This window comes from Planomonospora antibiotica (assembly GCF_014647955.1).
GTDB classification, from domain to species: domain Bacteria; phylum Actinomycetota; class Actinomycetes; order Streptosporangiales; family Streptosporangiaceae; genus Planomonospora; species Planomonospora parontospora.
On sequence record NZ_BMQE01000065.1, the window covers coordinates 18677 to 29437 of the forward strand.

The following is a 10761-nucleotide window of genomic DNA, read 5'->3' on the forward strand; positions in this document are numbered from 1 at the left end:
CGCGGCCCAGCGGCCGGGCCGCGGCGGGTACGGCACGCCCCGCGGAACCGGCGGGGGCCGGGCTCCCGGACGGCGGCGGACTCCGGACGGCCGCGGGCTCAGCCGGACTGGCCGGTCTCCGCGAGGATCCGGTGGAGGATCTCGGCCGTCTCGGACGGCTGCCCGGCCTCCACGCTCAGCCGGTTCATGACGTATCGGTAGCGCGCGGTGTCGGCCTCCTTGTCCAGGTAGACGGCGCCGGAGAGCTGCTCCAGGTAGACCACGTCGGGCAGTTCGCCCTCGGGGAAGCGCAGGACGGTGATCGGCCCGGCGGTCTCGGCGTGGCCGATGGCGCCGAACGGCATGATCTGGATGGTGACGTGGGGCAGCTCGGCGAGCTCGATGAGGCGCTCGATCTGGGCGCGCATCGTCGCGCGCCCCCCGATCAACCGGCGCAGCGCCACCTCGTCGATGACCGCCCAGAACCTGGGCGGATCGGGCCGGTGCAGCAGCCGCTGCCGCCGCATCCGCAGCGCGACCCGGCGTTCGATCCCCTCCGGGGAGGCGCCTCCGGAGGAGGAGGCGATCACCGCGCGGGCGTAGTCCTCGGTCTGCAGCAGGCCGGGGACGAACTGGAGCTGGTAGGTGCGGATGACGCAGGCGGCCTGCTCCAGGTCGAGGTAGGCGTCGAACCAGTGGGGGACCGCGTCGCCGTACTCGTGCCACCAGCCCGGCGCTCCGGCCCGCACCGCCAGCGCGAGCAGGGTCTCCCGCTCGGCCTCCTCGGTGACGCCGTAGAGGGTGAGCAGGTCGGCCACGTCCCGCTGCTTGAACCCGGTCCGGCCCAGCTCCAGTCGGCTGATCTTGGAGTCGGAGGCCCGGATCGCCCTCCCCGCCTCCTCGCGGGTGATCCCGCACGCCGTGCGGAGGCGGCGCAGGTGCGCGCCCACCAGCATCCGCAGGACCGTGGGACCCGCCTGCCCGCAACCGGAGGCATGGTCCTCGGTGTGGTCGCCTACCGACGGAACTGTACGCAAGCCCGCTCCCTCCACGGCAAAACCGCCCTATCCGGCCGGGTCAAGTTTTCCACGCCTGCACGGCCGCGTCAGCCGGACCGCGCAGGATCAGAACGGGCGGTGCGAGCCGGACCGTGCAGGATCGGGACGGGCGGCGTGAGCCGGACCCCATAAGCAGACAATTCACTATCATCATCATGATCGACGGAGGCACGGACGCCGAGGAGAACGCGTGGAAGACGAGCGGGCCCCCATCGGGCCGGGCGGACTGAACCCCGGCGTCGCGCACAACGCCCGGGTGTGGAACTACTGGCTGGGCGGCAAGGACCACTACCCCGCCGACCGCGAGGTCGGCGAACGGGTCTTCGGCATGTTCCCCGGCATCGTGCACGTCGCGCGCGCCGACCGGGCGTTCCTGGGCCGGACGGTCCGCCATCTGGCGGGCGAGGCGGGCATCCGCCAGTTCCTCGACATCGGCACCGGGCTGCCCACCGTCGACAACACCCACGAGGTGGCGCAGCGGGTGGCGCCGGACGCGCGGATCGTCTACGTCGACAACGACCCGATGGTGCTGGTGCACGCCCGGGCCCTGCTCACCAGCACACCCGAGGGCGCCACCGACTACGTCGACGCCGACGCGCGGGACACCGGCGCGATCCTGAAGGCCGCCGCCGGGACGCTGGACTTCGACCGGCCGGTGGCGGTCATGCTGCTGGGGCTCCTCAACTTCATCCTCGACACCGGAGAGGCCCGGGGGATCGTGCGGCGGCTGATGGACGCGGTGCCCTCCGGCAGCCACCTGGTGCTCACCCATCCCACCCTGGAGCTGGGCGGGGAGGCCAACGCCGAGGCCATGCGGTTCTGGAACGAGCACGCCACCCCGCCGATCACCGCCCGCGGCAGCCGGGAGATCGCCGGCTTCCTCGACGGCCTCGAGGTGCTGGAGCCCGGCATCGTGTCGTGCTCGCGCTGGCGTCCGGAGTTCGCCGACCTCGGCGGAGCCCCCTCCGAAGTGGCCCAGTTCGGCGTCGTCGCCCGCAAACCGTGACCCGGGGGCCGCGACCCGGCGGCGCGCGGGCTCGCGACCCGGCGGCGGACGCCCGGCACCGTACGTCCGCAGAGGCCGCCGGTCGTTTATCCGCACATGGACGCGCCCAGGCACGCATGATGGGAGGACGTCTCCCGACCCCCTGCGAGGTGCACGCGATGGCCGCCACCCCGGCCTGCCCCCCGTCCGTCCGGGACCTGGCCTATCCGGCAGGTTCCCTGGTGCTGCTCACCGGTCTGCCCGGCGCGGGCAAGAGCACCCTGCTGGACCGGCTGTACGGCCTGCGCGGCGACGAGACGGGGCCCGTGGCGGCGGGAGGCGCGCAGGTCATCGACTCGCGCCAGTCCCGCGCCTGGTGGGCGCCCCGCCTCTCCTCGCTGCCCGTCCGCCTGCGCACCCCCATCGTGCACACCACCCACATGGCCCGCATCGTCCGCGCCCTGCTCGCCGGTCACGCCGTCGTCGCGCACAGCCGGGGCACCTGGCCGCACATCCTGTACGGCCTGGCCTGGATCGCCCGCCTGAACGGCACCGGGCTGCACCTGGTCATGCTCGACGTCGAGCCGAAGACCGCCCGCGAGGGGCAGGTGACGCGGGGGCGGGTGGTGACCGGCCCGCTCTTCGCCCGGCACTGCCGCCGCTGGCGGACGCTGGTCGCCCGGGCCCGGACCGGCTCCCTCCCCCCGGCGGCCAGCGTCACGATCCTGGACCGCCCCGCGGCCGACCTGCTCCAGGCCATCCGCTTCGACGCGCCCTGACCCCGGTGCGGGGCGGCGCCGGGCCGTCCGGTCCCCTCGCTCCCGCCCTCGCCGGGCGGCGCCTCCCGATGACGGCCCTCCGGCCGGTGATCCTCCGGCCGGAGAGGTTTCCCTCCTGCTGACAGTGGTATGGCCCTCCAACGAAAGGGACGAAAGGAACAATCGAGGGGAAAAGCCATGATCACTCTGGAGCAGATCAACACAGTGATCGACCAGACCGTCTACGACGCCAACGGCGACAAGATCGGGGACGTCAAGCACGTCTACCTCGACGACGCCACCGGCCGCCCCGAGTGGCTCTGCGTGAAGACGGGCCTGTTCGGCACCAAGGAGACCTTCGTCCCGACTCAGGCGGCCGACGTGGTCTCCGACCACATCGAGGTCTCCTACGACAAGGACCGCATCAAGCACGCCCCCAGCGTGGACGTCGACGCCGGCGGCCACCTGTCGGCCGAGGAGGAGCGCGAGCTGTACCGCTACTACGACATCGACTGGGAGCGCTCCTGGCAGGACGCCAACCGGCCGGGCGAGAGCGGCTGGGCGCACTCCGGCGGCCAGAGCGAACGCGAGCGCCTGGGCCTCACCGAGGACGAGCGCCGCGGCACGGGCGGGTCCGCGGGCTCGGACCTCCGCGGCGACGAGTCCCTCGGCCGCTCCGGAACCGCGGCTTCGGACCTCGGCGGCCGGGACGACGCGATGACCCGCTCGGAGGAGCGGCTCGAAGTCGGCACCGAGACCCACGAGACCGGCCGGGCGCGGCTGCGCAAGTACGTGGTCACCGAGGAGCAGCAGATGAGCGTGCCGGTGACCCGCGAGGAGGTCCGCCTGGAGCGCGAGCCGATCACCGACGCCAATCTCGACGAGTCGCTGAGCGGCCCGGAGATCAGCGAGGCCGAGCACGAGGTGACCCTGCACGAGGAGCGGCCGACGGTGGAGAAGAAGACCGTCCCGGTCGAGCGGGTCCGCCTCGGCAAGGAGCGGGTCTCCGACGAGGAGGCCGTCTCCGAGCAGGTCCGCAAGGAGAACATCGAGTTCGAGGGCGACCGGGGCGACCGTGGTGACCGGGACGACCTCGGCGGGTCCGGGCGTTCCTCCTACTAGGATCCTCGGTCTTCGGTTCCCCAGGATCCTGGGTCTTCGGCCCGCCGGAGGTCCCGGCCCGAGCCCGCGCTCGTCGCTCCGGCGGGCCGCCCCCCCGTGGTGACGTGCAGGGCGACCGGCCGGTGGACCAGGCCGTCGGTCCAGGCCACCGACTCGGGCGCCCCGGCCAGGCGCAGGCCGGGGCGCCGGGTGACCAGGGCCCTGACCGCCTCGGTGAGCTCGACCCTGGCGAGGGCGGCGGCCAGGCAGCGGTGCGGGCCGTACCCGAACGCCACATGCGGGTTGGGATGGTGTCCGGCGAAGCGGTGGATACGGTGTTGACCAGCTCGCCCTCGGACAACCGGTCGTCTTCAGAAGCTGCTCCCTTCAGGGGGCGGAGGAGTCACGAACTCGGTGTAACCCTGGTGGCGCGCCTGCTCGGTCGCCGTGGAGGCGGTCAGGAACATGTCCGTCCACCGGACCAACTACTCGTAGCGGTCCACCGGCACACCCAGCATCGCGCAGATGACCCGGCCCGGCAGCTGGAGCGCGTGTCCCTGCACCAGGTCGAAGTCGCCGCCCAGGCCGTCGAGGAGGTCCTCGGCGATCCGCGCGATGCGGGGGCGCCACGGTTCGGTCCGGCGCGGGGTGAAGGTGCCGTGCATGATCCGGCGGTAGCGGGTGTGCTCCGGCGGGTCCTGGTTGGTCAGCGCGTCCGGGTCGTCGTCGATGCCGATGTCGCTCACCGGCCCTCACAGCGGCAGGACGCCTCCCGGCTTGAGCGCCTTCATCGCGATCTGCGAGGTGAGCTTGTCCAGGCCGGGCAGGCGGCCCAGCCGCTCCAGGCGGAGCCGGCTGTAGGCCTCCATGTCGGGCACCGCCACCCGCAGCACGTAGTCCGGGTGGCCGAACATGCGCAGGCACTCGACGACGTCGTCGATCTCCATGACGGCGGCCTCGAAGGCGGTGACCGTATCGGCGTCCTGGCCCTGCAGCTCCACGTAGGCGAGGACCTGGAAGCCCCGTCCCACCGCGGCCGGGTCGACCACGGCCCGGTAGCCGGTGATCACCCCCGTCTCCTCCAGGTTCCGGACCCGGCGCAGGCACGGGGAGGGCGTCAGGCGCACCCGGTCGGCCAGCTCCAGGTTGCTCAGCCGCCCCTCCACCTGCAGGTGGCTGAGAATTGCGCGGTCCGTTGCGTCCATGGCGAATGATGCTAATCGAGGCGTGAAGCACCGCGAATGTTGGCATCGGATTCCGGTCCCTCTGACATAACCTTGCCGCAATCCAAGCGGGGCCGACAGACGGGACCACCAGCATGACGATCTTCGCCGATCCACGCGAGATCACTCCCGACGACCGGTACCTCCTCGACGAGGGCCAGGTCTTCATGACCGGCACGCAGGCACTGGTGCGGGTGATCCTCGACCAGATGCGCGCCGACCGCCGCGCCGGACTCGACACGGGCACGATGGTGTCCGGCTATCCGGGCTCCCCGCTCGGGGGCTTCGACCTGGAGCTGGCCCGCTCCCGCGAGCACGCCGAGCCGCTCGGCGTGGTGCACCGCCCCGGGCAGAACGAGGAGCTGGGCGCCACCGCCGTCTGGGGCAGCCAGCTCGTGCCCACCCTCCCCCGCCCGCGCAGGGCCGGCGTGCTGGGCGTCTGGTACGGCAAGGCCCCCGGCGTGGACCGCGCGGCCGACGCCTTCCGGCACGGCAACTTCGTCGGCGCCCACCCGCTGGGCGGCCTGATCGCCTTCTGCGGCGACGACCCGACGTGCAAGTCCTCCACCCTGCCCTCCGCCACCGAGAGCGCGCTCGCCGCCCTCGGCATGCCGATCGTCCACCCTGGCAACGTCCAGGAGCTGCTCGACCTGGGCCGCCACGCCATCGCGGCCTCGCGGGCGAGCGGCCTGTGGGTCGCGGTGAAGGCCGTCTCCAACGTCGTGGACGGCACCGCCACCGTGAGCGTCGGGCATGACCGGGTCGTCCCGGTCATGCCCGGCGTCAAGAACGGCGACGGCGTCGAATACGGCGTCGAATACGAGGGCAGGCCGTACCGGCACATGCCGAACGGCACGCTGCTCACCCCGTGGTCGCTGGAGATGGAGCGCACCCTGGTCGGCCCGCGCACGGAGCTGGCCCGCGCCTACGCCCGGGAGAACGGCCTCAACCGGATCACCGCCGACCCCGCGGGCGCCCGGCTCGGCATCGCCGCCTCCGGCACCGCCTACCACGACGTGCGCGAGGGCTTCCGCAAGCTCGGCATCACGCCGGAGGAGGCCGGCGTCCGGCTGCTGAAGATCGGCATGCTCTGGCCGCTGGAGCCGGGGATCGTCCGGACCTTCGCCCGCGGCCTGGACGAGATCATGGTCGTGGAGGAGAAGGCCCCCCTGCTGGAGACCCTGATCAAGGACGTGCTGTACGGCACCGCGGACGCCCCCCGCGTCCTGGGCAAGCTCGACGAGAACGGCGCCCGGCTGATCCCGCAGGCGGGCGGCGTGGACGCCGACCTGGCCGCCAAGGCGATCGCCTTCCGGCTGCGCCGCAGGGGCGTCGCCACCGAGCAGGACCGCTCCGACCTCGGCGACCGCGTGACCCGGAGTCTGGCGGTGATCTCCCGCCCGGAGCCGCTGAAGCTGCTCGCCGCCCAGCGCACCCCGTTCTTCTGCTCCGGCTGCCCGCACAACCGCTCCACCGCCGTCCCGGACGGCGCGCCCGTCGGCGCCGGCATCGGCTGCCACACGATGGTGGTGCTCAACCCCGAGGGCAAGGGCACGCTCACCGGCCTGACCCAGATGGGCGGCGAGGGCACCCAGTGGATCGGGCAGGCGCCGTTCACCGACACCCCGCACATCTTCCAGAACCTCGGCGACGGCACCTTCCACCACTCCGGCTCGCTCGCGGTCCGGGCCGCGGTCGGCGCGGGCGTCAACATCACCTACAAGATCCTCTACAACAGCGCGGTCGCGATGACCGGCGGGCAGACCATCCAGCCGTCCCTGGCGGTGGCCGACCTGACCCGCTGGCTGGAGGTCGAGGGCGTGCGCCGGGTGATCGTCACCACCGACGAGCCCGGGCGCTACCGGGGCGTCCGGCTGGCGAAGATCGCCGAGGTGCGCGACCGGAGCGCGCTGGAGGACGCGCAGCGCGAGCTGGCCGCGATCCCGGGCGTGACGGTGCTGGTCCACGACCAGCAGTGCGCCGCCGAGAAGCGCCGGCTGCGCAAGAAGGGCGCGCTGCCCGACCCGGCCGGGCGGGTGGTGATCAACCAGCGGGTCTGCGAGGGCTGCGGCGACTGCGCGAAGAAGTCGGAGTGCCTGTCGGTGCTCCCCGTGGAGACCGAGTTCGGCCGCAAGACCGAGATCCACCAGTCGTCCTGCAACAAGGACTACTCCTGCGCCGACGGCGACTGCCCGTCCTTCCTGACGGTGGTGCCCGCGAAGGGGAAGGCGAAGCGGCGCGCCGTACCCGCTCCCCCGGCCCTGCCCGAGCCCGAGGCCCGCACCGGCGAGACCACCGTCCGCCTGGTCGGCATCGGCGGGACCGGGGTGGTCTCGGTCGCGCAGATCCTCGGCACCGCCGCCCTCCTGGACGGCAAGCGGTCCCGGGGGCTCGACCAGACCGGCCTGGCGCAGAAGGGCGGCACGGTCGTCTCCGACATCGTCATCTACGACGGCGGCGACGGCGGGGACGGGGAGCGGACCGGCCGGGCGAGCGCGGCCAGCGTGGACGCCTACCTGGCGCTGGACCTGATCGGCGCCACCGACCCCCGCCACCTGCGCGCCGCCGACCGCGACCGGACCGTGGCCGTGGTCTCCACCAGCCTGGTCCCGACCGGCTCCATGGTGCTCGACCCGGCGACGAACCTGACCGACACCGCCTCGCCGATCGGCGCGCTGGAGGCGCGGACCCGCCGCGAGCTGAACGTCTACCTCGACGCCGAGCAGGTCGCCCAGGCGTTGTTCGGCGACCACATGCCGGCCAACACCATCGTGGTCGGCGCGGCCTGGCAGCGCGGGCTCATCCCGCTCAGCCTCCGGTCGATCGAGCGGGCCATCCGGGCGGGCGGCGGCAGGTCGGCCGAGAAGACCGTGGCCGCCTTCCACTGGGGCCGGGCGGTCGTCGCCGACCCGGAGGCGGTGGCGCGGGCGACCGGCGCCCCCTCCGGTGACGCCTCCGCTCCGCCGGCGGGCCCCGGCGCCCTCGACGGCCCCCTCGGCGAGGCGGTCCGGCGGCTGATCGAGTCGGTCGGCGCGGCCGAGGGCGGCGAGCTGCACCGGATCCTCACCGTCCGGGTGCCGGACCTGGTCGCCTACCAGGACCTGCGCTACGCCGCCCGGTACGCCGACGCGGTCCGCGACGTGCTCGCCCGCGAGACGCCGGGCCGCTGCCCCGTCACCGAGGCCTACGCCCGGCAGCTGCACCGGCTGATGACCTACAAGGACGAGTACGAGGTCGCGCGCCTGCACCTCGACCCGGCCGAGCGGGCCAGGATCGCCGCCGAGTTCGGGCCCGGCGCGAAGATCTCCTACAACCTGCACCCGCCGGTCCTGCGGGCGATGGGCATGAAGCGCAAGATCCGCCTGGGCTCCTGGTTCGACCCGGCCTTCCGCCTGCTGTACGGCATGCGCAGGGTGCGCGGCACGAGGCTGGACCCGTTCGGCGCGGCCGGGGTGCGCAGGGTCGAGCGGGAGCTCGTCGCCGAGTACACCCGCGACGTGCACCGCGCCCTGGCGGGCCTGACCCCGCAGACCGAGGACCGGGTCCGCGAGCTGGCCGAGCTGCCCGAGGTGATCCGCGGCTACGAGCACGTCAAGCTCGCGGGGGTCGCCTCCTACCGGGAGAAGGCGGCCGCCCTGCTGGCGGAGCTGGACTCCTCGCGCTGACCGCGCCTGCCCGCCCCGGCCGCCGGCCCGTCCTGCCCGGCGCGCGGCAGGGGTCCGCCGCGGCCCGCCCGCGCAGGCGGCCCCGGCGGCGGAGCGCGCCGCCGCGGACCTCCTCCCTGCGGAGGACCGCGGCGGCGCCCGCTACACCCGGTCGAGCAGGGCCTTCTCGGTGATCGGGTCCTCGTGGGTGCCGACCACCGTGCAGGCGTGGGCCCCCGCCATCGCGCCGAGGCGCACGCACTCCTCCACCGGGCGGCCGTGCAGCCTGCCGTACAGGAATCCGCTGACGAAGGCGTCGCCCGCGCCGTTGCTGTCGGCCACCGGTCCGGGCAGCGGCGCGGCCGGAAAGTGCCTCAGCCCTCCGGAGTCGAGCACGTGGCAGCCGTCGGCGCCCGCCGTGCAGACCACGGTCTCGGCGCGGCCCATGGCGAGGATGCCGCGCATGACCTCCTCCCGCCGGTCCCCCAGCGCGGCCGCGGACAGGAAGACCAGCCCCGAGGAGCGGGCGAAGTCCCGGTGGTGGTCGTTCTCCCCGTCCCAGTCGTGCAGGTCGGTGGAGACCGTGGCGGCGGGGCGGCCGGCCAGGTCGGGGTAGACGTGCCGGGAGAAGTCGGTGATCGACACGTGGACGTGCCGGGCGTCGCGGACGGCGTCCAGGTAGAGCTCGCGCGGGAGCCGCTCGCCGGGTTCGGCGCGCGGGTCGAACAGCGAGGTGCGCCGCCCGTCCGGGCCGACGAGCAGGACGCTGCGCCGGGTGCCCTGGGGGGCGGTGGCCCAGCCCGCGTCGACGCCCCGGGCCGCGAAGTGCTCCCGGATGAGGCGCCCCTGCGGGTCGTCGCCGACCAGGTCCACGATGCGCACCCGCAGGCCGAGCGCGTGGCAGCCGAGCGCGACGCCGCTGCCGGTGTTGCCGATCCGGTCGACCACCGGCGGGACGGCGTAGGTGTCGGCGTAGGGCAGGGGCAGGGCGGGCACGTAGGCGGTGGTGTCCACGCCCGTCCCGCCGATCACCACGACGTCATGGGTCATCGGTTCACGATCCTTGTCCGGAGGGGCCGGCCGTACGGAGGGGCCGGAGGAGGCGAGGGCTCCGAGGCGGTGGACGGCCGGGGGCCCTGGGCTCGGAGCGGGTGGAGCGGAAGGGCCGGCGGTCGGGCCGGGGCCGACGGGGGTGGGAGGGTCAGCGGTTGACCAGCGGGCCGGAGCCGGTGGAGCGGCGCACGACCAGCTCGGGCTGGAACATCAGCTCCATGTTCTTGCCCGGCGCGCCGTTGATCTCCTCCAGGAGCGTCTCCACCGCCGCCGAGGCCATCGCGCCGATCGGCTTGCGCACGGTGGTCAGCGGCGGGTCGGTGAAGGCGATCAGCGGCGAGTCGTCGAAGCCGACCACCGACACCTCGCCCGGGACCGACAGGCCCCGGTCCCGGCAGGCCCGGATCGCGCCCAGCGCCATCAGGTCGGAGGCGCACACGATGCCGGTGCAGCCGCGCTCCAGCAGCTTCACCGCGGCGGCCTGGCCGCCCTCCACCGAGAACAGCGAGTGCGAGATCAGCTCGTCCACCTCGGTCGTCCCGAGCAGCTGGGACATCGCCTGCCGGTAGCCCTCGATCTTCCGGACGACCGGCACGAACCTGCGCGGGCCGAGGGCCAGGCCGATGCGCTCGTGCCCGAGATCGACCAGGTGCTGCACGGCCAGCCGCGCGGCGAGCCGGTCGTCCGGCGAGATGAACGGCGCGTCGATCTGGTCGGTGTAGCCGTCGAGCAGGACGATCGGGAGACCCCGGTCGATGAGCCGGGTGTAGCGGTCCATCCGGGCCGTGGTGTCGGCGTGCAGCCCGGAGACGAAGACGATGCCGCTCACCCCGCGCTCCATCAGCAGCTCGGTGAACTCGTCCTCCGGTGCGCCGCCGGGCAGCTGGGTGCAGAGCACGGGCGTGTAGCCGTGCTGGGTGAGCGCCTTCTCGATCGCCTGCGCGAAGGCCGGGAAGATCG

Annotated in this window: 10 protein-coding genes; 4 read left to right on the top strand and 6 right to left on the bottom strand. The window is 73.7% G+C overall.

Annotation, left to right across the window (positions count from 1 at the left end; genetic code table 11):
* Nucleotides 1-98 precede the first annotated feature (98 nt).
* Complete coding sequence (locus IEZ06_RS32840; RefSeq protein ID WP_307811794.1) at nucleotides 99-1016, bottom strand: Sco1979 family transcriptional regulator; 918 nt, start codon at nucleotides 1014-1016, stop codon at nucleotides 99-101.
* A 211-nt stretch (nucleotides 1017-1227) separates the two neighbouring features.
* Here IEZ06_RS32840 and IEZ06_RS32845 point away from each other — a divergent pair, with 211 nt between their 5' ends.
* The 3 genes from IEZ06_RS32845 to IEZ06_RS32855 all read left to right on the top strand — a co-directional run bounded on the left by IEZ06_RS32845 (nucleotide 1228) and on the right by IEZ06_RS32855 (nucleotide 3902).
* On the top strand, nucleotides 1228-2043 hold the full coding sequence (locus tag IEZ06_RS32845) for an SAM-dependent methyltransferase (RefSeq protein ID WP_189240564.1): 816 nt from the start codon (nucleotides 1228-1230) through the stop codon (nucleotides 2041-2043).
* A 158-nt stretch (nucleotides 2044-2201) separates the two neighbouring features.
* Nucleotides 2202-2801 (top strand): ATP-binding protein, encoded by a 600-nt coding sequence (locus tag IEZ06_RS32850; RefSeq protein ID WP_189240565.1) that lies wholly within the window; start codon nucleotides 2202-2204, stop codon nucleotides 2799-2801.
* Between the two features lie 177 nt (nucleotides 2802-2978).
* A complete protein-coding gene (locus tag IEZ06_RS32855) occupies nucleotides 2979-3902 on the top strand; it encodes a DUF2382 domain-containing protein (protein WP_189240566.1) in 924 nt (307 codons plus the stop codon).
* On the opposite strand, the gene IEZ06_RS32860 is transcribed toward IEZ06_RS32855, so the two are convergent.
* From IEZ06_RS32860 to IEZ06_RS32870, 3 genes are all read right to left on the bottom strand, one after another.
* Nucleotides 3899-4177, bottom strand: coding sequence for a hypothetical protein (locus tag IEZ06_RS32860; RefSeq protein ID WP_189240567.1), 279 nt, complete (start codon nucleotides 4175-4177; stop codon nucleotides 3899-3901). The two genes, IEZ06_RS32855 and IEZ06_RS32860, sit on opposite strands and share 4 nt — an antisense overlap.
* A gap of 189 nt (nucleotides 4178-4366) precedes the next feature.
* Complete coding sequence (locus tag IEZ06_RS32865) at nucleotides 4367-4627, bottom strand: cytochrome P450 family protein (protein WP_189240568.1); 261 nt, start codon at nucleotides 4625-4627, stop codon at nucleotides 4367-4369.
* Between the two features lie 6 nt (nucleotides 4628-4633).
* Entirely contained in the window at nucleotides 4634-5086 is a 453-nt protein-coding gene (locus IEZ06_RS32870; RefSeq protein ID WP_189240569.1) for an Lrp/AsnC family transcriptional regulator, read from the bottom strand.
* Nucleotides 5087-5199: 113 nt separating this feature from the next.
* On the opposite strand from IEZ06_RS32870, the gene IEZ06_RS32875 reads away from it, so the two are divergent.
* Nucleotides 5200-8769: an indolepyruvate ferredoxin oxidoreductase family protein gene (locus IEZ06_RS32875; protein ID WP_189240570.1), complete on the top strand. Its 3570-nt coding sequence runs from the start codon at nucleotides 5200-5202 to the stop codon at nucleotides 8767-8769.
* A gap of 141 nt (nucleotides 8770-8910) precedes the next feature.
* Here the strand turns inward: IEZ06_RS32875 and IEZ06_RS32880 are convergent, their stop codons facing one another.
* Together IEZ06_RS32880 and IEZ06_RS32885 are read right to left on the bottom strand one after the other, a co-directional pair.
* Nucleotides 8911-9798, bottom strand: coding sequence for a carbohydrate kinase family protein (locus tag IEZ06_RS32880; protein ID WP_189240571.1), 888 nt, complete (start codon nucleotides 9796-9798; stop codon nucleotides 8911-8913).
* A gap of 151 nt (nucleotides 9799-9949) precedes the next feature.
* The coding region (locus IEZ06_RS32885) for a substrate-binding domain-containing protein (protein ID WP_189240572.1) at nucleotides 9950-10761 on the bottom strand (812 nt) is incomplete at its 5' end.

Coding starts and splice junctions, on each gene's coding strand:
- IEZ06_RS32850 (WP_189240565.1), top strand. CDS start 2,202: ATGGCCGCCACCCCGGCCTGCCCCCCGTCCGTCCGGGACCTGGCCTAT.
- IEZ06_RS32855 (WP_189240566.1), top strand. CDS start 2,979: ATGATCACTCTGGAGCAGATCAACACAGTGATCGACCAGACCGTCTAC.
- IEZ06_RS32870 (WP_189240569.1), bottom strand. CDS start 5,086: ATGGACGCAACGGACCGCGCAATTCTCAGCCACCTGCAGGTGGAGGGG.
- IEZ06_RS32875 (WP_189240570.1), top strand. CDS start 5,200: ATGACGATCTTCGCCGATCCACGCGAGATCACTCCCGACGACCGGTAC.
- IEZ06_RS32880 (WP_189240571.1), bottom strand. CDS start 9,798: ATGACCCATGACGTCGTGGTGATCGGCGGGACGGGCGTGGACACCACC.